The organism is Paenibacillus sp. J22R232 (assembly GCF_056269165.1).
Map to the genome: position 1 here is coordinate 231,805 of NZ_JBWDNK010000008.1, position 21,590 is coordinate 253,394.

At 50.5% G+C, this 21,590-nt stretch carries 21 protein-coding genes; 7 read left to right on the forward strand and 14 right to left on the reverse strand.

Annotated features, from left to right (window positions below):
• Nucleotides 1-150: 150 nt before the first annotated feature.
• The 3 genes from AC0YN3_RS22415 to AC0YN3_RS22425 form a co-directional block, all read right to left on the reverse strand.
• Nucleotides 151-1,275 carry a copper amine oxidase N-terminal domain-containing protein gene (locus tag AC0YN3_RS22415; protein WP_475777174.1) on the reverse strand — a complete coding sequence of 375 codons (1,125 nt, stop codon included), beginning with the start codon at nucleotides 1,273-1,275 and terminating at the stop codon, nucleotides 151-153.
• Nucleotides 1,276-1,403: 128 nt separating this feature from the next.
• Nucleotides 1,404-2,540: a bifunctional cystathionine gamma-lyase/homocysteine desulfhydrase gene (locus AC0YN3_RS22420; RefSeq protein WP_475777216.1), complete on the reverse strand. Its 1,137-nt coding sequence runs from the start codon at nucleotides 2,538-2,540 to the stop codon at nucleotides 1,404-1,406.
• A gap of 1 nt (nucleotide 2,541) precedes the next feature.
• Entirely contained in the window at nucleotides 2,542-3,465 is a 924-nt protein-coding gene (locus AC0YN3_RS22425; protein ID WP_475777175.1) for a PLP-dependent cysteine synthase family protein, read from the reverse strand.
• Between the two features lie 281 nt (nucleotides 3,466-3,746).
• Between AC0YN3_RS22425 and AC0YN3_RS22430 the strand changes: the two genes are divergently transcribed.
• On the forward strand, nucleotides 3,747-5,198 hold the full coding sequence (locus tag AC0YN3_RS22430; protein WP_475777176.1) for a DHA2 family efflux MFS transporter permease subunit: 1,452 nt from the start codon (nucleotides 3,747-3,749) through the stop codon (nucleotides 5,196-5,198).
• A 76-nt stretch (nucleotides 5,199-5,274) separates the two neighbouring features.
• Here the strand turns inward: AC0YN3_RS22430 and AC0YN3_RS22435 are convergent, their stop codons facing one another.
• From AC0YN3_RS22435 to AC0YN3_RS22455, 5 genes are all read right to left on the reverse strand, one after another.
• On the reverse strand, nucleotides 5,275-5,949 hold the full coding sequence (locus tag AC0YN3_RS22435; RefSeq protein ID WP_475777177.1) for a methionine ABC transporter permease: 675 nt from the start codon (nucleotides 5,947-5,949) through the stop codon (nucleotides 5,275-5,277).
• A complete protein-coding gene (locus AC0YN3_RS22440) occupies nucleotides 5,939-6,967 on the reverse strand; it encodes a methionine ABC transporter ATP-binding protein (RefSeq protein WP_475777178.1) in 1,029 nt (342 codons plus the stop codon). Before AC0YN3_RS22440 ends, AC0YN3_RS22435 begins: the two co-directional genes overlap by 11 nt.
• Nucleotides 6,968-7,041: 74 nt before the next feature.
• Nucleotides 7,042-7,869, reverse strand: a complete 828-nt coding sequence (locus AC0YN3_RS22445) for a MetQ/NlpA family ABC transporter substrate-binding protein (protein ID WP_475777179.1) — start codon at nucleotides 7,867-7,869, stop codon at nucleotides 7,042-7,044.
• Between the two features lie 411 nt (nucleotides 7,870-8,280).
• Nucleotides 8,281-10,194 carry a threonine--tRNA ligase gene (gene thrS / locus AC0YN3_RS22450; RefSeq protein ID WP_475777180.1) on the reverse strand — a complete coding sequence of 638 codons (1,914 nt, stop codon included), beginning with the start codon at nucleotides 10,192-10,194 and terminating at the stop codon, nucleotides 8,281-8,283.
• A 382-nt stretch (nucleotides 10,195-10,576) separates the two neighbouring features.
• The gene (locus AC0YN3_RS22455) at nucleotides 10,577-11,359 is read right to left on the reverse strand and encodes a helix-turn-helix domain-containing protein (protein WP_475777181.1); all 783 of its coding nucleotides are present in this window, start codon (nucleotides 11,357-11,359) and stop codon (nucleotides 10,577-10,579) included.
• Nucleotides 11,360-11,464: 105 nt separating this feature from the next.
• Between AC0YN3_RS22455 and pyk the strand changes: the two genes are divergently transcribed.
• From pyk to AC0YN3_RS22480, 5 genes are all read left to right on the forward strand, one after another.
• Nucleotides 11,465-12,880, forward strand: coding sequence for a pyruvate kinase (gene pyk / locus AC0YN3_RS22460; RefSeq protein ID WP_475777182.1), 1,416 nt, complete (start codon nucleotides 11,465-11,467; stop codon nucleotides 12,878-12,880).
• A 286-nt stretch (nucleotides 12,881-13,166) separates the two neighbouring features.
• Nucleotides 13,167-13,667 carry a MarR family winged helix-turn-helix transcriptional regulator gene (locus AC0YN3_RS22465; RefSeq protein WP_475777183.1) on the forward strand — a complete coding sequence of 167 codons (501 nt, stop codon included), beginning with the start codon at nucleotides 13,167-13,169 and terminating at the stop codon, nucleotides 13,665-13,667.
• Between the two features lie 2 nt (nucleotides 13,668-13,669).
• The gene (locus tag AC0YN3_RS22470; RefSeq protein WP_475777184.1) at nucleotides 13,670-14,602 is read left to right on the forward strand and encodes an NADP-dependent oxidoreductase; all 933 of its coding nucleotides are present in this window, start codon (nucleotides 13,670-13,672) and stop codon (nucleotides 14,600-14,602) included.
• A gap of 191 nt (nucleotides 14,603-14,793) precedes the next feature.
• Nucleotides 14,794-15,090, forward strand: coding sequence for a hypothetical protein (locus AC0YN3_RS22475; protein ID WP_475777185.1), 297 nt, complete (start codon nucleotides 14,794-14,796; stop codon nucleotides 15,088-15,090).
• Nucleotides 15,091-15,246: 156 nt separating this feature from the next.
• On the forward strand, nucleotides 15,247-15,621 hold the full coding sequence (locus AC0YN3_RS22480; protein ID WP_475777186.1) for a hypothetical protein: 375 nt from the start codon (nucleotides 15,247-15,249) through the stop codon (nucleotides 15,619-15,621).
• A gap of 44 nt (nucleotides 15,622-15,665) precedes the next feature.
• Here AC0YN3_RS22480 and AC0YN3_RS22485 read toward each other — a convergent pair whose 3' ends face one another.
• From AC0YN3_RS22485 to AC0YN3_RS22510, 6 genes are all read right to left on the reverse strand, one after another.
• Nucleotides 15,666-17,087, reverse strand: coding sequence for an MDR family MFS transporter (locus AC0YN3_RS22485; RefSeq protein WP_475777187.1), 1,422 nt, complete (start codon nucleotides 17,085-17,087; stop codon nucleotides 15,666-15,668).
• 8 nt (nucleotides 17,088-17,095) lie between these two features.
• Nucleotides 17,096-17,521, reverse strand: a complete 426-nt coding sequence (locus AC0YN3_RS22490; RefSeq protein WP_475777188.1) for a helix-turn-helix domain-containing protein — start codon at nucleotides 17,519-17,521, stop codon at nucleotides 17,096-17,098.
• Nucleotides 17,522-17,737: 216 nt separating this feature from the next.
• On the reverse strand, nucleotides 17,738-18,724 hold the full coding sequence (locus AC0YN3_RS22495) for a cation diffusion facilitator family transporter (RefSeq protein WP_475777189.1): 987 nt from the start codon (nucleotides 18,722-18,724) through the stop codon (nucleotides 17,738-17,740).
• A 114-nt stretch (nucleotides 18,725-18,838) separates the two neighbouring features.
• Nucleotides 18,839-19,333: a GNAT family N-acetyltransferase gene (locus AC0YN3_RS22500; RefSeq protein WP_475777190.1), complete on the reverse strand. Its 495-nt coding sequence runs from the start codon at nucleotides 19,331-19,333 to the stop codon at nucleotides 18,839-18,841.
• 29 nt (nucleotides 19,334-19,362) lie between these two features.
• A complete protein-coding gene (locus AC0YN3_RS22505) occupies nucleotides 19,363-19,752 on the reverse strand; it encodes a hypothetical protein (RefSeq protein ID WP_475777191.1) in 390 nt (129 codons plus the stop codon).
• Nucleotides 19,753-20,071: 319 nt separating this feature from the next.
• Nucleotides 20,072-20,371: a hypothetical protein gene (locus AC0YN3_RS22510; protein ID WP_475777192.1), complete on the reverse strand. Its 300-nt coding sequence runs from the start codon at nucleotides 20,369-20,371 to the stop codon at nucleotides 20,072-20,074.
• Between the two features lie 299 nt (nucleotides 20,372-20,670).
• Here AC0YN3_RS22510 and AC0YN3_RS22515 point away from each other — a divergent pair, with 299 nt between their 5' ends.
• Complete coding sequence (locus AC0YN3_RS22515; protein WP_475777193.1) at nucleotides 20,671-21,582, forward strand: phosphodiester glycosidase family protein; 912 nt, start codon at nucleotides 20,671-20,673, stop codon at nucleotides 21,580-21,582.
• The last annotated feature ends 8 nt before the right edge of the window (nucleotides 21,583-21,590 follow it).

The window sequence follows — 21,590 nt, forward strand, 5'->3', positions numbered from 1 at the left end:
AATCCTTCCCATTTTTATTAAAAATCGCTTATATTATCAAAAAAATAAATAAGACTGTCCTCCAAGGTCGGTAACCTTGAAGAACAGCCTCTCATGTCATGTGTATCACGCGTTGCACTGCGTTTAAGCTAGCAGCCCTCTGCCACGTATTTAATTCTTAGGCAGCAGCTTTACGTTCATGTCATCGAGATATAAAGTGGTTAATCCCTCATAACCGGAGTCGCTTCCCACTATAACGTAAAGCTCGCCTTTTTCATTGGTTTTAAGCACGGCCGAATATTCCATCGCAACCGGCTGAAAGCCCGTCAGATCACTGTTTGGCTGTACCATATTTCCAACGATTTTCATGTCTGTGCCTTCTGTGCTCTGGTTGCCCTTGTCGACATTCACTTTATAATACAGGTGTCCGCCTTCATCCACTTGCGCCTTGGCAGGCTCTTTGCTGACAAAACCGGCTTTGATGCTGACCGCTTCTCCTGGTGCGCCGCCTACTCCCATCATGCCGCCCGATTGGTCGGTATAAAGCTTGAACGATAATGAAGCTTCATACGTCGTATTCGGTTTTAGGCCGTCCAGCTTCTTCGTCACGTACATAAACAAATCATCGCTGCGGTTCATGCCGTTCAGCTTCAATCCGTAGTTTGTTTTGTTCGCTGCGGTAGGAAGCAGCTCCCTTGCGTATTTCAGCTCGTAGATCGCTGGATCGTAGTCAACTGGCAGATCCGCGAAATCTCCCTTCCAACCATCTTCTCCTTGATCAAAGTTGAATTGGAACGATTGCGCGCGCTCTCCCGCTTGCAGCGTAATCTTCTTCTCTTTTGCGTTCCAAAGGGTAGCAGCTCCAAGGAGCTGTGCCACGCTTTTGGCAGGAACAAAGGTGGTGCCCTTCACAGCGGTTACTTTAGCCGGCAGCTTCACGTTTTTAATGTAAGTGCCTATAACCTCATTACTATTCAGCGTTACCGTTACCGTTAAGCCGTCCTTCGCTAAAGTAATTTTTTTGGTCGCCGAATCCAAATGAATCGAAGCTTGAAGACCTTCAGCCAAAGCTCGCACCGGCACCATCGTTACGCCATTCAAGATGTAAGGAGCTACAGCCAACGTATATTCCCCGCGGTAGTCCGTTGCCTTTTTGCTGCCGATTTGGAATTGAAGAGGGGTATTTGCAGCTGCTGCCCCATAAGATACAGCTCCCGGTGCTACAGCGCTAAGAAGCACCGCCGTCGCCATAGAGGCCACCATTATATTTTTGTTCAATAGCTTCTTGAGTTTCATATGTCTACCATCCTTTGTCGTTAGAAGTATTGTTGCATGTACACTCCTAACGAGTCCGCAATGGTTTAAGTTGCAAAGAGGCAGACCGCTTCAGCCTATCTTAATATTACCAATACCGTTCAAAGAGCTTATTCCCCCAAAGCCTGATCCAAATCCGCGATCAAATCCTCGCGATCCTCAATACCGACGGAAATGCGGATCAAGCCATCGGTAATGCCAAGCAACGACCGCCTTTCCCTTGGAATGGAAGCATGCGTCATTCTTGCCGGCACGGATATGAGACTCTCCACGGCTCCCAAGCTTTCAGCCAGCGTAAAGTATTTCAGCCTGCGGATCAGATCAGCTGCCTTCTCGCCGCTGCCTACATCAAAGGAGACAATGCCGCCGAAGCCGCGAGCCTGGCGTTTAGCAAGCTCATGCTGCGGATGGCTCAGCAATCCCGGATAATAAATGCTTTCGATCGCATTCAGTCCCGACAAATAATCGACAATAGCAAGAGCGTTTTCCTCATGCGCCTCCATCCGCAAGCCGAGTGTCTTCAAGCCTCGCATGAGGAGCCATGCGTCCTGCGGGCCAAGCACGCCGCCCGTTGCATTTTGCACAAAATGCAGCTCCTCGCCCAGCTTGTCGTTCTTCACGACAGCGAGCCCCGCCACCACGTCGCTATGCCCGCCGATGTACTTCGTCGCCGAATGCAGCACAATATCCGCCCCTAACGCCAGCGGGTTCTGCCAATAGGGGGTGCTGAACGTATTATCGACAATGAAGAGAAGCTCCTCGGCTTTGCACCATGCGGCTAGCGCTGCGATATCGGATACTTTAAGCAGCGGATTTGTAGGCGTTTCGACGAATAATGCTTTCGTATTGGGTTTCAGCGCTTTTGCGACCCCTTCCAAGCTTGTCGTATCCGCAAAGGTCGTGTCGATCCCTAGCCGATTCAGAACCTTTGTGGCGATGCGATACGTTCCCCCATATACATCGTCAGTTAGAATGATATGGTCGCCTGCTTTCAGCAAGGAAAATACGGCATGGATCGCAGCCATTCCCGAGCTGAACGCAAACCCTCTTGCACCTTCCTCCAAATCAGCAATATACTGCTCGAGTGCATGGCGCGTTGGATTGCCTGTACGTGAGTATTCATAGCCTTTATGAACGCCTATATCATCCTGTTTATACGTACTAACCTGATAAATCGGGACGCTTACTGCTCCCGTATGCGGATCAAACGGACTTCCGCCATGGATAAGCTTTGTTTTTCGCTTCAGCTTAAGCACCCCCGCCATAAATCTGTTTGCTCAAATACCGCTCGCTGCCGTCTGGGAATACCGTAACGATTCGGCTGTTCGGCTTTGCCGACGCCGCTTCAAGAAGCGCTGCATGCAGTGCCGCCCCCGAGGAGCTTCCGACCAGCATACCCTCTAGCCGCGCCAGCTCCGTTACCCTTGCAAAAGCCTGCTCATCCGTCACCGTATGAATCGCTTCGAAATAAGCGATGTCCATGAACGGCGCGAGCTTCTCAACGCCGATGCCTTCCGTCCGATGCGGGCCGAGCGGGCCTCCGCCCAGAATGGAGCCTTCCGGCTCGACAATCACGGTCTTTATATCCGGATTGCGCTCCTTCAAATAACGCGCCGTTCCCATAAAAGTGCCTCCGGTGCCTGCACCAGCGACAAACACATCGATTTCGCCATACAAATCATTCCAAAGCTCGGGACCCAGCGTTTTATAATACGTTTCCGGATTAGCCGCATTGGAGAACTGCCTTGGCGAGTATGCGCCTGGAATGGCTTTGAGCAGCTCTTCCGCCTTCTCCACCGCGCCTACTATTCCAAGCTCGGACGGCGTATTCACGATGGTCGCCCCAAGCGCCTTCATAAGCTGCTGCTTCTCGATGCTGAATTTCTCCGGTACGACGAACAGCGTCGAAACGCCGCGCCCGATTGCCGCCAAAGCAAGCCCGATCCCTGTATTGCCAGCCGTTGCCTCGATAACCGTGCCGCCAGGGGCTAACTGCCCGCTGGCAAACGCATGATTCAGCAGCTCGACGCCGAGTCGGTCTTTGACGCTGCCTCCCGGGTTTTTATACTCCAGCTTTGCATACAGCCTTACTCCATCCGGCAGCGCATAACCTTTAAGCTCGACCAGGGGCGTGTTGCCAATAAGCTCGTGGATATGTTGAAACCTAGCCATCTGCAGTCCCTCCCACGATATGCGATATTTTGACGCATTTCCTTAATGGGTCTATACCCTGCATTATATGAAGCAGCCCTGCTTTGTGTTTGCGCCTGCCGCCGTCTGATTGAAGGATTACTCCGCTTTCTTCCTGCCTCCAAGGCTAGTGTACCAACAAATCGTTCTATCGCTTAATACAATATTTCAATAATAATCCATTATTCCGATGTGCTATACTGGTTTTAATGATATACGTTATTCTTAAACATGAGCAAACGTGATAAATAGGAGGTGAGCGGTTGTCAGCAGGACTAACCGAAAAGCTTAGCAAACCGATCATTGCCAAACCGTCGTTTTGGCCTGCCTTAGCGACGCTTTTCTTCGGCTCGTTCGTTGGCATGTACCATGTCGTTTCACTGAATGTATCGCTGCCGGGCTTCATCGGCATTTTCCATACCGATTTAGGAAAGGTGCAGTGGATTATTACTGGGTTTTCGCTCGCCTGCGGCGTCATTGCTCCGGCCAGCGGCTATGCGGGAGATCGTTTCGGGGGAAAGCACGTTTTCTTATTTTGCCTAGCGGGCATTACGGTTACCTCGGTGCTCTGCGCCTTTTCTTGGAATATTTACGCGCTTATTGCCTTCCGTATATTGCAAGGGGTGTTTTGCGGACTAATCCAGCCCGTTTCGCTGGCTTTGATCTACCGGACTGTTCCAGCCGACAAGCAGCCCCTTGCGGTCAGTGTCTGGTCGTTCTCCACCATACTCGGAACGGCGCTTGCCCCATCGGTCAGCGGCTGGCTGCAGGGCTACGATTGGCATTATATCTTTCTCGTAACGGTGCCTGTCGGCATCCTAGCGCTCGTGATCGGCAGCCGAATTCTTCCTACCAATCCCGTTAACAAGGAAACCAAGCTGGATCGCCTCGGGCTTGCGCTTGCGGCTTCAGGCAGCCTTTCGCTGCTGCTTTTATTCGGGAATATATACGCCTGGGGCTGGAAATCCGCTGCTTTTTGGGTGTGCTTGATCATAGGGGTTGGCAGTGCGGTTTGGTTCGTTATCCACCAGCTAAGGACAAAGGCGCCACTGCTGCAGCTGCGCTTGTTCCGCAACCGCACGTTCACCATCAGCTTGGTCGTTTCCCTGATCCTTTCCGTTGCTCTCTACTCAGGCATTTATTTTGTACCGCTGTATCTATCGCAAATCCACGGACTCAGCTCTTTTCATATCGGGCTGTTGTTTTTGCCGGGAGCCGCCTGCTTAACTTGCGCCACCTTCTTCTCCGGACGGTATTATCATAAGTTCGGACCGGCTGTACTCGCCATTGTCGGCACCTCTATCCTTATTGCCACTACATATCTGTTCAGCAGGCTTCAAGTCAGCACGAGCCTGCTGGCCATTATGATCATTATCGCGATCCGCAATACGGGAACCGGCCTCGCCCTGACGCCTGTGACCAACGCTGGCATGATGGCGGTTCCCAAGGAGCTCTCCGGCCACGCCTCGGCGCTCATCAACTGGCTGCGGCAAATATTCAGCGCGATGGCACTGGGCTTGTTCACATCGTTATTCTACGCAAGGTTGGCCGTTCATCAAGAGCAGCTTGGAAAAAGCGATGCTGTTTATCCCTCGGCATATACGCTAAGCATTAACGACGCCTTCTTATTTTCCGCGATCATTATTCTGTCTGCGCTGCCGCTTGCCTTGCTGCTTCGCAAGCCGCAAAAGGGGGATCGCAATCGGGAAATCTAATGTCGGGGCCAGTCTTCAAGCAATACCAAGCATTACTCGGTAATACTTTATTCATAATAATCTGGTAAATGTTTCCCTAATGCTTGCGCAGCTTCTTTGAGATCCGGTTTCCGGCCGTCTGCATCAACTGCACGAGCAAGATTAGGATGATGACGCACACGTACATGACGTCGGGCTGCCAGCGCTGATAGCCATAACGGATAGCCACATCGCCAAGCCCGCCCGCCCCAAGTACGCCGGCCATCGCCGTAGCGCCTATCAGGCCAATGGTCGCAATCGTCAGGCCCAGCACGATTCCCGGCCTCGCCTCCTTCAGCAGCACCTTCCAAATAATCTGCCGTCTAGAAGCGCCCATCGCCTGAAAGGCCTCAATGACGCCGGGGTTCACTTCCAGCAAAGCAGACTCAATCAGCCTCGCAATATAAGGCGCGGTGTAGAAGACGAGCGGCACGATGGCTCCTTTTACGCCGATAGTCGTATCCACAATCCATTTCGTAATCGGAATGATGGCAATGAGTATGATGATGAACGGGACGGAGCGCAGCACGTTAATGACCGCATTCAAGACCGGATAAAGCACCTTGTTCGCATAGATATGGTTAGGTCGCAGAACCACTAGGCAAACGCCTAGAAATAGGCCGATAAGCGCGGAGAAAAAAAACGAATAAATGACCATTGCCGCCGTTTCCCCAAGCGACTCCAGATACAAATCATAATTATCTATGAAACTGTTAATAAAGCTATTCAGCATGCTCCAGCACCTCCACCTGTATGCCGTTTTGTTCCATGTAGGCCATGCCTTCCTGAATGACAGACGGCTCGCCCGGCAGGCTAATAACGAGAAAACCAAATACGCTATCCTTTATTTTCGTTATATTCCCGTACAAAATGCTGGGCCGCAGCTGATAACGCAGCGTCAAATCAGCCAAAATGGGCTCGCTTACCGTTTCGCCTACGAATGAAATACGCAGCAATCGCCTTGGTGCGGCCTCGTTCGCGGCCCGCTGCAGCAGTTCGCTAGGCAAGTCGGCGTCAAACACGCTTTTGATAAATTTCCTCGTTGTTTCCGTCTTTGGCTTCGTAAACAGCTCCAGCACCGTACCCTGCTCTACGATGGCTCCGCCCTCCATCACTGCCACACGATCGCATATCTTCTTGACGACATACATTTCATGGGTAATGAGCACGATCGTGATGCCGTAGGAGCGATGAATATCGAGCAGCAAATGCAAAATGGAATCGGTTGTTTGCGGATCGAGCGCGGATGTCGCCTCATCGCATAACAAGATTTCCGGCTCGTTGGCCAGCGCCCTGGCAATGGCTACGCGCTGCTTCTGGCCGCCCGACAATTGAGCAGGATACGCGTCCTTCTTGTCCTCCAGACCAACAAGCGAGAGCAGCTCGCCGACCCTCGCCTGAATCTGCTGCTTCGCTGCGCCTGCAAGCGCCAGCGGCGCGGCAATATTTTGATAGACGGTACTTGACATCAGCAAATTGAAGTTTTGAAAAATCATGCCGATTTTTCGCCGCATCATCCGAAGCTGGTGCTCGCTTAGGCCGGCGAGCTCCGTGTCTTGGATTCGCACGCGGCCCGACGTCGGCCTCTCCAAATAGTTGATGCAGCGAAGCAGCGAGCTTTTGCCCGCTCCGCTGTAACCGATAATGCCGAAGATTTCCCCTTTGCGGATATGCAGGCTGGCATCTTTTACCGCATGGATTTCCTGCTTGCCTTGCTGGTACGTCTTGCTAACCTTCTCCATCCAAATCACGATAGTTCCTCCGCCTCCATTGAAATGGTAAAAGGTCTCTTCCGCTAAGAAGAGACCCGGGCTTTCTGCAACGACTACCAGGATGCTACGATATAAGTACCGTATTTTTCTTCGACAAATTTCTTCACCTGATCGGAGTGATAAGCCTTGATAAGCCGTTGGAACACCGGTTTATCCTTATCCTCCGTTCTTACGGCGATGATGTTCACCCAAGGCGAATCCTTCGGCTCGATAAAAATCGCATCCTTCGTTGGCACGAAGCCCGCTTCCACCGCATAGTTCGTATTAATAACCGCTGCCGTCAAATCGCCAAGCGCTTTCGGAATAAAGGCCGCGTCCAGCTCCTCGAACTTCAGGTTCAGCTTGTTCTCGGCAATATCGCGTACGGTTGCCGTAATGCCCACGCCCTCTTTGAGTTTGATTAGACCCGCGTTTTCAAACAAAATCAACGCACGCGCGCCATTGGTCGGATCATTCGGCAAGCCGATTACGTCGCCGTCCTTGATTTCGGAAACGTCTTTGATCTTCTCGGAATAGAAGCCGATCGGGAAGTTAAGCGTATTGGCAATTTTCACGATGTCCAAATTGTTGTCCTTCTTGAATTGATCGAGATAAGGCTCATGCTGGAATGCGTTCGCATCTAGCTCGCCTTCAGCAAGCACTTTATTCGGCTGTACATAGTCATTGAATACAACCAGCTCAATCTCTAGATTGTCCTTGGCGGCAACCTCCTGCACCTGCTTCCAGATTTCCTCCTCGACACCTGCCGATATGCCAACCTTCAGCTTCGCTTTTTCGCTATCCTCTGCCGCTTCGTTCGAATCTGATTTGTTGCTGCCGCAAGCTGCGAGCACCGCCGATAAGACGAGTGTCAGCATAATGAGTACGATTTTCCGTTTCATGCTTGGTTCCCCCTGCTCCAATTGGTTTAAAGCGGATCAAGCTCTCCTAAACATAAAAAAGCTCTTATTCCAACGCAAACGGCCAAGTATGCCGCAGTTTGAAATAAGAGCCTTTAGTCGTCTAATCAGCTCAATAACTTATTATTCCGATGAGATTAATATAGTTTAAACGTTAGCATACTGTCAACGATTTATTTTCAATTCATAGGCTAGCGCTTCCATGAATGACCAAATAGAAAGGAGAGCAAGACTGGGCTCGCTCTCCTTTCTATTTGGTCTATTGTTAGTATCGTTTTATCATATGCATTGCAAAATACCGCAAGCAGCTTCCGCAAGCTAACCGGTACGATACACAAACGTTAGCCTTCGAATCCCTTTGGGCTTGCCACGCTATTCCCGTAGGTCTGCTGTTCAAGACTTTGAAGCTATTTCCCGCAAAATTCGCTCCACGAAAGCATCGACCTGCAACAAGCCAAGATCACCCTCGCCCCGTTTCCTAACCGCGGCCGTCCCCGCATTTTTCTCGCTCTCGCCTACCACCAGCGTATAAGGAACCTTCTCAAGCCCCGCCTCGCGGATTTTGTAGCCCAGCTTTTCATTGCGCGAATCCACCACTGTCCGTATGCCGGCTTCCGCCAGCGCTTGCTTCACTTGAAGGGCATAATCGATGTATTTCTCCGATACCGGCAGCAGCTTCACTTGAACGGGAGCCAGCCAAAGCGGGAACGCGCCCGAGAAATGCTCTGTTAATATGCCGATAAAACGGTCAATGGAGCCGTATACCGCGCGGTGGATAACGACCGGACGGTGCTTCTGGTTGTCCTCGCCGATGTAGGAGAGGTCGAACTTCTCCGGCATCTGGAAGTCGAGCTGAATCGTGCCGCACTGCCAGCTGCGCTTCAGCGCATCGAGAATATGGAAATCGATCTTCGGGCCGTAGAACGCGCCGTCGCCCTCATTCACGTGATACGCAATGTTGCGGTTGTCCAGCACGCTCCGCAGCGATTGCTCCGCCTGGTCCCACAGTTCTTCCGAGCCCATGGAATCGTCCGGTCTTGTCGACAGCTCGATCTTGAATTCAAAGCCAAACACGTTGTACACATGGTCGATCAGCGCGATCGCCTTGTTGATCTCTTCTTCGATTTGGTCCGGCCGGACGAAGATATGCGCATCATCCTGGCAGAACGTCCGGACACGCATCATGCCATTGAGGGCTCCCGAATACTCATGCCGGTGCACCTGGCCGAATTCCGCCATGCGGATCGGCAGCTCCCTGTAGGAGTGCAGGCTGTTTTTGAAAATAAGCATATGCCCCGGACAGTTCATCGGCTTGAGCGCATAAGGCGTATCGTCAACGTCCGTAAAATACATATTGTCTTTATAGTGGTCCCAATGGCCCGATTGCTCCCACATCCGCCTGTTCATCATGAACGGCGTACGCACTTCATCATAATCGCGCTGCCGCTGCAGGCCGCGGATAAGATTTTCCAGCTCCGTACGGATAGTCATGCCATTAGGCAGATAGAAGGGCATGCCCGGCGCTTCCTCCGAGAACATAAACAGCTCCAACTCCTTGCCGAGCTTGCGGTGATCGCGCTTCTTCGCTTCCTCCAGCATCTCCAGATGTTCATCCAGCTGTGCCTTCTTCGGAAACGATGTGCCATAAATCCGCTGCAGCATTTTGTTGTCCGAATTGCCGCGCCAGTAGGCACCGGCTACATTTTGCAGCTTGAATGCTTTGATCCGTCCTGTTGACGGCAAATGCGGGCCGCGGCACAGATCAACGAATTCGCCTTGCTCATACAGCGTAATGACTGCGCCCTCGGGCAAATCGCGGATCAGCTCCAGCTTGAGCGGCTCCTCCTGCCGGGCAAATAACGCCGCCGCATCTTCGCGGCTAACCTCGCTGCGCACGATCGGCAAATTCTCTTGAATAATTCGACCCATTTCGGCTTCGATCGCCGATAGATCATCACTCGATAGCGGCTTCTCAATATCAATGTCGTAATAGAACCCGTCTTCGATCACCGGGCCAATGCCCAGCTTCACAGCCTGCTCCCCGTAAATTCGTTTGAGCGCTTGCGCCATAACGTGAGCTGTGCTGTGACGGTACACTTCTAGCCCTTCCGGGCTGTCGAGCGTCACGATTTCGACTTGGCTGTTCTGGTTGACCTCTCGTTGCAGATCGACCAGCTTCCCGTCTACTTTGCCTGCGACTGCGTTTTTGGCAAGCCCCATGCTGATGGATTCCGCGATTTGCGCAAGTGTCGTGCCACTCTGGTACTCCTTGACTGTTCCATCCGGTAATGTAATTTCAATACTCATTATGCAGCCTCCGATCGAATTAGTGGAACGCAAAAAAACACATCTCTCCCAGAAAGGGACGAGTGCGTTCAGCTCGTGGTTCCACCCTCATTCGATCTGCCGCTATATTCATGGCTGCGCCATTCATCAGCAAAAGCAAGATCCTTATTGAGCATCCGGTAACGGGGATGATTCGGTGTTATTTACAACCGCCAAGGCAAGCAGCGGGTTCCATAACACGGCTGCAAAGGGGTAACTACGCAATCGTCAGCTGGAGAGGCTCTCAGCAATCGCCTCATTCTCTGGACAGCCCGTAAAGGTAATCATGTCTTTGGTCAAAGCCTATTTCTGGCTAAATTGTAATCCTAAGTTCTAAGGATGTCAACCATGGCGAATCTCCGCTTTACACGGTTGAAGAGCGCTCATGCAGGAAATCGGAGGGCGAGCGGCCCGTGCTCCGCTTGAAAATACGGTAGAAATAGGACACGTCGTTATAGCCCAAATAATCGGCAATCTCGCTGATCATCAGCTGTGATTCCGTCAGCATATAAACCGCTGTTTTCATCCGATGATTATGAACATATTCGCTAATCGTCTGGCCCGTGACCGTTTTGAATAAAGTTGCGGCGTAATTGGGCGTTGTGTTAATCACGTCACCCAGCTCATCCTTCGTCACCCGCTCGCGATAGTGGGTAGATATGTATTGCCTCATGCTGTCTACCCGGCGATGCTTCTCCGATGGGATTATTCCACGGTCCCGCTCCTGGTTAATATAGATCAGAGCCTCCATCAGAAGGGACTGCGCCATCAATTCGAAATAGGACGGCCTCTCCTTATATTGCGTCAGAATAGCGCGGAGACGTTCCTGCACAACCTCAAAGCAGCCCAGCCGTACCCGCAGCGGCTCCCGTAACTGAAGAATCGGCAAGGCGCATTCCGTTGCGGTTCTGCGAAAGTTGATCACGTACTTGGTGTGCACGAGCGTTGGAATGCTTTTGCCATAGTAGGCAATATGACCGGGAATCAGCAGCAGGTCGCCCTTCTCTAGAATGGCCTTCTCCTCGTTCACCCAATATACACATTTGCCATAGGTGACCAGCAGCAGGTGAAAGGATAACTTGCGTCCCTCCCCCTCCTCGTACCAATCCGCGCCGTTGTCCTGATGGACATCCGAAATTGCCAGCATCCTTACCGCTCCTCAATCCAGTACTATTGTACATTCATTGTACTATAGTTCTTATACGGTTTCGAGCTCCCGCGTTACAATGAGAAAAACGAGGAGGCCTACAACATGCTAAAAACAAAAATTATTTGTACAATGGGTCCCGCTTGCGACTCCGTTTCCACGATTAAAGAAATGATCCAAGCAGGGATGACCGTTGGTAGACTGAATATGGCTCACGGCGAATTAGAAGACCACGTCATGCGAATGAACAATATACGGCAAGCAGCGCGCGAGCTTAACACTTTCGTGCCGATTATGATGGATATTAAAGGACCTGAAGTGCGCATCGGCAAGCTGAAGGAAGCTTCCTGCGAGCTTGTGATCGGCGAAGAGCTGGCCCTAACGACAGAGGATGTGCTTGGCGACGCGACGCGCCTGCCTGTTAACTACAATGAGCTGCCATTAGTGGTGAAACCCGGCGACCGCATCCTGATTGACGACGGACTTGTCGATCTGACGGTACTTTCCGTGGAAGGCACTGAGATTCGCTGCCGCATCATCAGCGGCGGCACGCTGAAGCCGCGCAAAGGCGTTAACCTGCCAGGCATCAAAACGACCTTGCCAGGCGTAACGGAGCGCGATGTCGTGCATATCCATTTCGGCGTCAAGCATAACGTCGAGATTATTGCCGCATCTTTCGTCCGCAAAGCCGAGGACATTCTGGAGATCCGCAATATTCTCGAAGAAGCTAACGCGAGCCATGTCCAAATCATCTCCAAAATCGAGAACGAAGAGGGCATGCTTAACCTTGATGCCATCATCGAAGCGTCCGACGGCATTATGGTTGCCCGCGGCGACCTTGGCGTTGAAGTGCCGATCGAGGACGTGCCGATGATGCAGCGCGAAATGATCAACAAATGCAACCTGGTAGGCAAGCCCGTAATCGTTGCTACCCATATGCTTGAGTCCATGCAGGTAAACCCCCGCCCGACAAGAGCCGAGGTCAGCGACGTAGCGAACGCGGTCATTCAAGGCGCGGACGTCGTCATGCTTTCGGGCGAGACGGCAGCCGGGAAATATCCGATTCCTTCCGTTCGGACGATGGCTTCCATCGCGAAAAAAGCGGAATCCATGATTGATTACAAAGAACAATTCGACAAAAGAAGAGCACAGCAGAGCACTAACATTACAGAGGTTATCAGTCAAGGCGTCGTCAGCTCCTCGCTTGAGCTGAATGCAAGAGCCATTCTCACCTCAACGGAAAGCGGCTTTACCGCGCGTATGGTGTCCAAATACCGCCCGAGCGCCCCGATCATCGCGATTACGCAGCATGACCATGTGCTTCCGAAAATTTGCCTGCTCTCCGGAGTTATTCCCGTGAAGGGCGATCCCGTTACGACGACGGACGAAATGTTCGAATCCGCAACGCGCAATGCGAAGCTAACTGGTCTTATCGACACTGGCGATATCATCGTCCTGTCTGCAGGGGTGCCGATCGGCCAAGCTGGCGCAACTAACCTGATCAAGGTTACGCAGGTTTAGTACCCGCCACACATGACTCCTCACCATACGCCGTGCATTTCTAAAGCCCATTTGAAATCACGCAAATAGATTCAAGCCGCAGCGTTTTACGACGCTGCGGCTTTTTTGGCATGGTCAGGCTCCTGCATCTGCAGCACGAATAACAGCCCTTCTACCGATATGCAAAATAAATGTTGCCGACCACATATGTAGATGTTATATTTATGTTGCCGGCAACATTTAATTGTCATCATCCACATCACTTACCGCTTTCCGTCCAATATCCAAGAGAGAGTAGAGGATTGACTTGAATTTAAATAAAAATGCCCGAAGCGCGGAATTAACGGATGAAGCAAATGCAGCCGTAAGCGAATATCCGATCAGCTTCGCCATCTTCGCCCTAGCCCGCTCGCATCGCGGTTTGGCTTCCCAACTGATTCGTGAGGCTGGACTTTTCCCAGGCCAGGAAATTATCCTTATGCAGCTTTTCCGTCAGGATGGCCAATCGCAGAACAGCCTGAGCCGAACGCTTCGTTTAGACCATTCCACGATCGCCAAATCTATCCGTAGACTAGCCGATGCCGGGCTTATTACCCGCAGCCGCTCCGCTGAGGACGGCCGAGTGACGCTCGTGCACTTAACGGAGGCAGGATGGAAATTACAGCCTTATGTAGCAGGGACTTGGGACAAACTGGAGCAGATCACGACAGAAAGCCTCAACGGGGAAGAAAAGGCAATGCTCCAGGCATTATCGCAAAAAATAGCATTTTCGTTAGATGCGCACATCAATAAGCATGGGGAGAGATGAATATGACAACACCAATGATGAAAGCCATTCAAGTTCGGGAATATGGCGGTCCGGAAGTACTGAAGCTCGAAGAAATCAGCCGGCCACAACCGCTTGCGGGAGAAGTTCTTGTGCGAATCGCTTATGCTGCAGCCATTCCGCTGGATTGGAAAATCCGCAAGGGCTGGCTGCAGCGCGTTTTCGTCAAAACGATGCCTTACACGCCTGGCACCTCGGTATCCGGCATTGTGGAGGCGGCAGGCGAAGGCGTCTCTGGTTTTCAGCCGGGCGACCGCGTTTTTGGCAACGTCAATGGCGGCTATGCGGAATATGGAATCGCCCCTGCTCATGATTTGGTGCTCATGCCTTCGCATTTATCCTTTGAGGACGCCGCGACCATTAAAGGGGGAGCAGAATCCGCTTGGAAAGCTTTATTCTCGGAAGGTGAATTGGAAGCCGGCCAAACGGTGCTTATTCATGCAGCCGCCGGCGGAGTAGGACAATTCGCCGTTCAGCTAGCCAAATGGAAAGGGGCTACCGTTATTGCAACCGCCTCTTCCCGCAATTTGGATTTCGTGAAAGCTTTGGGTGCGGACGAGGTGATCGATTACACCGCAACGCCATTCGAGAACGTCGCCAAGAACGTAGATTTAGTCGTGGATTCGGTCGGAGGTGATACGGAGGAACGGTCGTGGCCCGTCATAAAGCAGGGCGGGAAGCTTGTCGCCTTAACGCAGGCTCCTTCGGCCCAGCAGGCTGAGCAATATGGCATTAAAGCCATGTTCAATACCAAGTTTCCAACCTCTGAAGACTTGCAATGCATCGCGCAATTGCTTGCCGACGGCACGATAACCGCGCAAATTGATTCTCTATATCCGTTAAGCGAGGCTGCTCAGGCTCATGGGAAGAGCGAATCGAGGCACGGACGCGGAAGAATTCTGTTAAAGGTGCAATAACCTGGTTGATTCCTCCTATCGCTTCTTTGTTTGAGTAAAACCTGTGATGAATAATGGTGTCAAAGGGCCGTTCAGCGGGTCAAAAAGACGGACTTTCATGAACCTTTCACAATATGGATGTTTCCGCATGACTTTTGGAGCATATTATAAGAATAAAGAGACTTTACTAGGAAGCGTAGGAGGGTACGGGTATGAAAAAAGAACATACTGTCTATTTTAAAGTGATGCACGGAAAGGAAGCCAAATTGCTGACCGGCCTCATCTATCTGGAGGAAAATACGCAGCCAACCGCGCAGGACTACGAGGCTTGTTTAAAACAGTGCGGCCATGATGTACATATTGAAAACCATGAGCAATTTATATTCCGGTCCAATAACCCGAATGACGACTATCTTATCGACGTGCTCGAAAACTACAGGAAAAACGACAAGGATTTGCATGCGGACCATTTGGCCCAAAGCTTCGTAAAAAGAACGCCATTCCTTTAATTTGACTTAAACAGTAGCTAAAGTACCTATTCCCGACTAAGACCTTGGAAATATTTTCATAATGATGCGGTTGTGCTATGCTTTCCATAGAATGAACAAAATGTAAACGCATAGCATTCCAGACCTCCCATTATGTTCCTTGAAAGTTGGTGAATCATGAGTACAGGCGAGAGCATCATCATCGTTGTCGTCATTCTTATTTCATTGCCGCTTCTCTTACTCGCCTTCATGGTCATACGGCAATCGTTCCAAGCAAATCGGGAAATCAAACATATCTTGAAGAACGGTATGGCATTTGATGCGACTGTAAGCTCCATACGGCAAACCGACACGGAGATTAACGGTCATCCCGAGGTATTTATCGGTTTAACGATTCCGAGAGAGCATGCCGAGCCGCATCGCACCATCATCAAAACCGTTATTTATATGGTCAATATTCCGCAGTACCAGCCCGGACGCAAAGTGAAGGTTAAGGTGCTGGAGCTGGATGGCAAAATCAAGGTTGCGCTTGAAGGCGCCCATGTATTCTAATACATGACTTACATAGAAAGAGCGCCTTTTGCAGGCGCTCTTTCTTATTGAGCAGCAGTTAGCTTCTTTGGCTTGCGCAGCAGCAGCGTGAGCGGCAAGGAGACGATAATGATGACGGTCCCTACGTGGAACACATCCTGTACGCTGAACGAGAGCGCTGCCTTTGGGGATACATTCCCGCCTGCCAGATGCACGATCGTCTGCGCCGACAGAATAGAGCTGAACAAACTGATGGACAGCGCCGAGGTGCCCTGCCTAATCCAATTCATGACTGCAGACGCATGGCCTGAGTTTACGCTTGGCACTGCCGACATAGCGGCGTTCGTGACCGGCATATTGCTAAAGCCTATGCCCATATAACGAATCGCCACCCATACCGTAATGAATAAGGCGCTTGTGGCAATGCCGGCATGACTAAGCTCCCATGTCGCGATGCCCATGAGCAGCAGACCGATAAAGATTAGCCTGGAGGGCCCGATTTTCCCGTACAGCCTGCCCACTGCCAGTGAAACCAGCACCATCGCGAGCGTACCCGGCAGCATGACCAGGCCCGTTGCGAAGCTGGATTCCCCTTTTATATTTTGCATGAAAATCGGTACCAATAAAGTTCCCGCATATAAGGAAATCGTGATGCAGCAATTCACGATAAGGCCATACGTGAAACGGGGTATTTTCAAAACGCGCAAATTCAGCAACGGGTTCTCGACACGCAGCGTCCTTTTTACGAAATAGGTAAGCACGACGATGCCTGCGGCAATCATCCCGAGCGTCTGCCAGCCTGCCCAGCCCCAGCTATGTGCCTCGCTGAAGGCAACGAGCAGCGCGCTTGTGCCGATCAGTACCGATCCGAAGCCGATCCAATCGAGCTTAATTCCGCTGCTTAACCGATAATGAGGGATATATTTGGCCGCTACGATCACCGCGATTATGCCGATCGGCACATTTAGCAGAAACAACGACTTCCACCCATAGCTCTCTGCCAGCCACCCTCCTACTGTCGGTCCCAGCGCCGGCGCCAGCATTGCCGACACGCTCCAGAAGCTGACGGCTACGGCCTGCTTCGACTTTTCGATCGTCTGATAAATGATTGTCATCGTCGTGGGCATAATAATGCCGCTAAAAAAACCTTGAAGAATACGAAACGCGATAAGCGATTCGATGCTCCATGCAAAGATGCATAGTACCGAAGCCAACGTAAAGCCTGCGAGCGCAAACACATACAGCCTTTTGTAGCTCCATTTGTCTCCCATGAAACCGATAATCGGCGCAATAATGCCCGTCGCCATCATAAAGCCCGACAACATCCATTGCACCGTATTAAGGCTTGCTTGAAAATCGTCCATGAATATAGGCAATGCCACATTTATCGTAGTTGTACTCAAAGAGGCCATAAAGTTGCCGAAAAAAACGGCGATCATTACGGTCCAAAATGACGTTGCTGCTTTCTGTGAGGTATCCACGTTCATGCTCCTAACTAATCGTTTAATTGATTGAGCGCCTTCGTTACCCGGCTCTCGTATCCGATCAATTCGTTTTTAAACTGCTCCATCCGGGCAATTTTGGTATCGATCATGTCCTTTTCTTTTTGCAAAATGCTCGCTATCTCCATGAGCTTGCTTCTACGAGCCTCCCTGTCCTCTGTCGTACGGTACTCGGTTTTCTGCTGCTCAATAATGGCTTGAAACGTCATGTATTGCTGAAGCTCGGCAAGGGAAAAACCCAGCACCTCTTTGGCCAGCATAATTTTATTAATTTTCTCAATATCGTCCTCGGAGTATAGACGGATGCCGCCCTGCGTTCTTTCCGGAGGTGGAATTAAGCCGAAATCCTCATAGTACCTGATCGCTCGCTTCGTTAAGCCGGTACGCTTTGCCACTTCTTCGATTTTCAATAACTGCACAGCTCCGCACCTCCGTTAATCCTATGCCATTAGCATACGCTTGATGACAGTTAACGTCAACGTTAACTTTATCTCATGAAAGACCGAATCCGTTTTTTTGTAACCAAACCGGGCAGCATTGTGCTACATGAGGCATTCCCCTCCTAGCCAACGGAAAAGGCCGCCTCTCCGGGATCTAATCCCCTTGAGACAGCCCTATCGTCCTCGTCTGCCGCACTAACGTTTATCGATCGGCAGCCAGCTTTTCACGCCGTCATCCTCAATAATGCCAAGCGTTGCGTCCGTAATATCGGTATCCAAGAGAAGCTTGTCGCGAACCTTGAACTTGATATCATCGGCATCTGCAAGCGATAATCCCGCCTTCAGCTCCATCAATGCTTCCACATGATAGTACCGGCCCTCCTGCAGGATGCGCATTTGATAAATATCGGTGACCAACGGCTCCGAGAAAATGATCTGCGATACTTTGTCCGCGACCTCTTTCGGTGCCGACACGCCGATTAGACCAATCATATTGTCGTAACCTACGCGGAAGGCCACGCCAAACATCAGCAATCCAATGAGTATCGTAACTAAACCGTCCATGCGGTCGAAAGTTGTGAAATAGACAACGATCACGGCAATCATCGCCAGCAGAGCGCCGGTAACGGCAACGATATCCTCATAAAAGACCAATCGCGTTGCCGGTGCCGAGCGGCCTACGTTTTTGAAAGCAGCCGAAGCAATCTTGAAGCCTCGTGCCTCGACCTTCGCTTCATGCAAAATCTCTTTCATCGCTTTGATCAGTATGAATCCGTCTACAACCAAATTAATAATTAAAACGCCGATATTAAGCCAAATGCCTTCGCTCTCGGCTGGATGGTTGAATAAATGCCAGCCTTCATGGATCGTTTCATACGCCATGATGGTAACGACAATGACGGCAACCATGCAAAATAAATTGATAACGCGGCCAAAGCCCGTCGGAAACCGCGGCGTCGGCCGCTTCTCGGAGAGAATGCTTCCGACAAAAACGAAGCCCTGATTAATGGCATCCGCTAAGGAATGCATGGCGGAGGCGAACATGGCCCCGCTGCCGCTAAATGCTGCTGCAAAAGCTTTAATCGCAGCTATGATCGCATTCCCTATCATTGCAATCGCAGAAGATTTGTTGCCTTTCTTGATTAAAGCCAATAGCCCTAGACGCTCCACTTTAGATTCCATAATCTCCTCCTGCGGCAACTTTTTACTGTTACCTTACCACCATTAGCCAGATTTGATTCAGGCTCGGCCAGCAGAATGAAGATATTGTTTATACAAGCGAATCGTGTAAGCCAATTAAACAGATGCTATTCGATCGGTTGACCGTCCATAAATTTTCGTTTCTTCCCCGTTGAACAAGTAACCTTTTCCTTCGAGGGACCAGCCGTTTTTCTCGTAATAACCGTCTAAATCGGTGCACAAATAAAGCCTTTGATAGCCTATCTTCCCTGTCTCACGAAGTGCATGCTCCATTAATGCAGAGCCGATTCGGTTTCCTCTATGCTCGGGTGCCACGTATAAGCAAGCCAGCCATGGAAAAATGTCCTGACGGCTGATTAAATCATTGCGCAATAACGCATAAGTGCCCATAATCGCGTCATTCTGCATGACCAAGTAAAACCGAGGCAGATCGCTTCCCGTGTCGCATGCATGCAGCATGCAATCATAATAAAAGCGGTAATTCGTCTCGCTCCCCCATTGCTCCCAGAACATGTGAACGGCTTCATTGAAAAACGCCATCTTATCCCTCAACTCAAAAATTTCAAACTGCCCTTGTATGACCCTTGCCATAAACGGTCTCCTCTGTCAACGCATTATCTTTATTTCTTCGAAAGCCTTATCGCGAGAAAAATAACTTCCACAATTATCCCAAGAATAAAGCCTGCAGCTACCGCTTCCAAAAAGACAAGAAAGCTGACCAAGTCTTCCCAGCCCGTCATATTACGCGAGTAGAAAGCCATTAACACCAGCCCGACCAATGTGCCTATATTAGAAAATAGCCATAGTTTTTTTGCTCCCAGCCAGCCCGTAAAGCTAAATAAAAAGGATAATACGACAGCAAGCACCATAAATCGAAAAGCATGCATACCCGTGAATGGCTGGCCTAAAACGAGAAAACGAATAACCCATAACAAAATACTAAACAGCAGCGAGGACGCACCAGCCAACAGCCACCACCCGGCGCTTCTTACCGCAGGAATCCAGCGCATTCGAATTAACCCCTCTCGGATATACGTTTTGTTTATATTAACGAATAAAGCGCTTACTTTGTTTCGGCAGCTCATTGCCAGTTATCCCAATTCCGCTAAAATCCTTTTTACTATCTATATTAAACAACTGCATAGAGTTTTCCTTATTTTAATCCTGATAAATGATGCTCCTATCCAGCGATCAGCTTATTTTCCTTTGTGATTATATCACTCAGCGATTATGAAATATATAAACTGCAATTCTCTTGCATTAAAAAGAGCCGAACGGAAGGTTGGATTCCGTTCAGCTCTTTTCCTACGCGGTCATAGCATGTGCACGCTACTCTACGCCGTCTTTAAAGTTTTTATCGTAGTTTTTATCGCCTTTGTGCTCAAGGTCATTCAGCGTTTTCTCCAGTGTCGTTACGATTTCTTCCTTCACCTGCGCCAGCGTTTCATAGAATAGAGCCTCTTCCGAGCCTACGATCTTTACGCCGCTAATCGCCTGCATCGACTGGAATTTCCGGTGGTGATCAGCTAGATCGTCAATCGCTTTGAGCGTATGTACGCTTTGAAGAAACAAATCTTTGTGGTGTTGGTTGGCTAGTCTGCTCTCTAGCTGCTGCAGTCGATCATTCATGGGCACTATTCCCTTCGTATACGCTTAGTTATGAGGCGCTTGGATACAACTTCTTCCACCCATTGTACAATCATTTGCCACGCAAAAACAACCTCACTTGCCGCTGCAGCAGGGGCTGCACCCCTCAGCTCGCGGACTTTCAGTAAACGCTCAGTCCGGCTTCATATGTGCTTAACGTAAGCATACGACAATAACCATATTCAATGAAAAGCTTGCGCAATAGCTAGAGGGCTAATCATGCTTTATCCCATTCACAGGAGTTGATCGTCATCATACGTTTATCGAAACGAAAAAAAATAATGCTTTTTGCCGCCTTGCTCCTGCTCGTAATCGGAGGCGCCCTCTATGTGCTGGCAGACCGTTACCTGATCGAGCATGTTGAGGTGAAAATTGCTGCGCAGGCGACAGCAATTCCCGAATCGGATAGCGGCCAAGACTCGGGCAGCTCCGAGCAGATTGAACAGGATGACTGGAACTACAGCAGTGCCGATACGAGCATACGCATTGAAAAGATCGAAACAGGCTCCGGCGAAGACAAAATTACTTACTTTGTCGCCGATGTCCAGTTAAAGCAGGCAAGCTTGCTGCAATCCGCTTTTGCCAAAAACGCGTTCGGCCGCAACATTACTGAAAACACATCTACGATCGCTGCTGCCAATAATGCCATACTCGCCATCAACGGTGATTATTATGGATTCCGCAGTGACGGAGTAATTATCCGCAACGGCACCGTTTATCGGGACGAGCCTGTCCGTGATGCGGTCGCCCTGTTATCCGACGGTACGATGAAGTCTTATAACGAGGAGGAGGTTTCATCCTCGGTCCTGCTGGAGATGGGCGTAACCCAGACCTATTCGTTCGGTCCGACGCTCGTGAAGGACCGAGCGGTCACGGACGATTTCGACAAAGTTGCCATCGACACCAATTTCGGGAACCGCTCCATCCAAGGCTCGAATCCTCGTACGGGCATCGGAATGATCGCACCTAACCACTATGTGCTCGTTGTCGTAGACGGACGCAAGGATAATTACAGCAAAGGCATGACCTTAACCGAATTCGCGCAAGTATTCAAAGAGCTTGGCGCAACGGAGGCTTATAACCTGGACGGCGGCGGCTCCTCCACCATGTATTTCATGGGACGCGTCGTTAACAATCCGCAAGGCCGCCAGCAAGAGCGCGGCGTCAGTGACATCCTCTACATCGCAGAATAACGAACAAG

What these genes read in the sequence shown, in the direction of transcription:
- AC0YN3_RS22415 (WP_475777174.1), bottom strand. Translation starts at nt 1,275, where the DNA reads ATGAAACTCAAGAAGCTATTGAACAAAAATATAATGGTGGCCTCTATG.
- AC0YN3_RS22425 (WP_475777175.1), bottom strand. Translation starts at nt 3,465, where the DNA reads ATGGCTAGGTTTCAACATATCCACGAGCTTATTGGCAACACGCCCCTG.
- AC0YN3_RS22435 (WP_475777177.1), bottom strand. Translation starts at nt 5,949, where the DNA reads ATGCTGAATAGCTTTATTAACAGTTTCATAGATAATTATGATTTGTAT.
- AC0YN3_RS22445 (WP_475777179.1), bottom strand. Translation starts at nt 7,869, where the DNA reads ATGAAACGGAAAATCGTACTCATTATGCTGACACTCGTCTTATCGGCG.
- thrS (WP_475777180.1), bottom strand. Translation starts at nt 10,194, where the DNA reads ATGAGTATTGAAATTACATTACCGGATGGAACAGTCAAGGAGTACCAG.
- AC0YN3_RS22455 (WP_475777181.1), bottom strand. Translation starts at nt 11,359, where the DNA reads ATGCTGGCAATTTCGGATGTCCATCAGGACAACGGCGCGGATTGGTAC.
- pyk (WP_475777182.1), top strand. Translation starts at nt 11,465, where the DNA reads ATGCTAAAAACAAAAATTATTTGTACAATGGGTCCCGCTTGCGACTCC.
- AC0YN3_RS22470 (WP_475777184.1), top strand. Translation starts at nt 13,670, where the DNA reads ATGACAACACCAATGATGAAAGCCATTCAAGTTCGGGAATATGGCGGT.
- AC0YN3_RS22475 (WP_475777185.1), top strand. Translation starts at nt 14,794, where the DNA reads ATGAAAAAAGAACATACTGTCTATTTTAAAGTGATGCACGGAAAGGAA.
- AC0YN3_RS22480 (WP_475777186.1), top strand. Translation starts at nt 15,247, where the DNA reads ATGAGTACAGGCGAGAGCATCATCATCGTTGTCGTCATTCTTATTTCA.
- AC0YN3_RS22485 (WP_475777187.1), bottom strand. Translation starts at nt 17,087, where the DNA reads ATGAACGTGGATACCTCACAGAAAGCAGCAACGTCATTTTGGACCGTA.
- AC0YN3_RS22495 (WP_475777189.1), bottom strand. Translation starts at nt 18,724, where the DNA reads ATGGAATCTAAAGTGGAGCGTCTAGGGCTATTGGCTTTAATCAAGAAA.
- AC0YN3_RS22500 (WP_475777190.1), bottom strand. Translation starts at nt 19,333, where the DNA reads ATGGCAAGGGTCATACAAGGGCAGTTTGAAATTTTTGAGTTGAGGGAT.
- AC0YN3_RS22505 (WP_475777191.1), bottom strand. Translation starts at nt 19,752, where the DNA reads ATGCGCTGGATTCCTGCGGTAAGAAGCGCCGGGTGGTGGCTGTTGGCT.
- AC0YN3_RS22510 (WP_475777192.1), bottom strand. Translation starts at nt 20,371, where the DNA reads ATGAATGATCGACTGCAGCAGCTAGAGAGCAGACTAGCCAACCAACAC.
- AC0YN3_RS22515 (WP_475777193.1), top strand. Translation starts at nt 20,671, where the DNA reads ATGCTTTTTGCCGCCTTGCTCCTGCTCGTAATCGGAGGCGCCCTCTAT.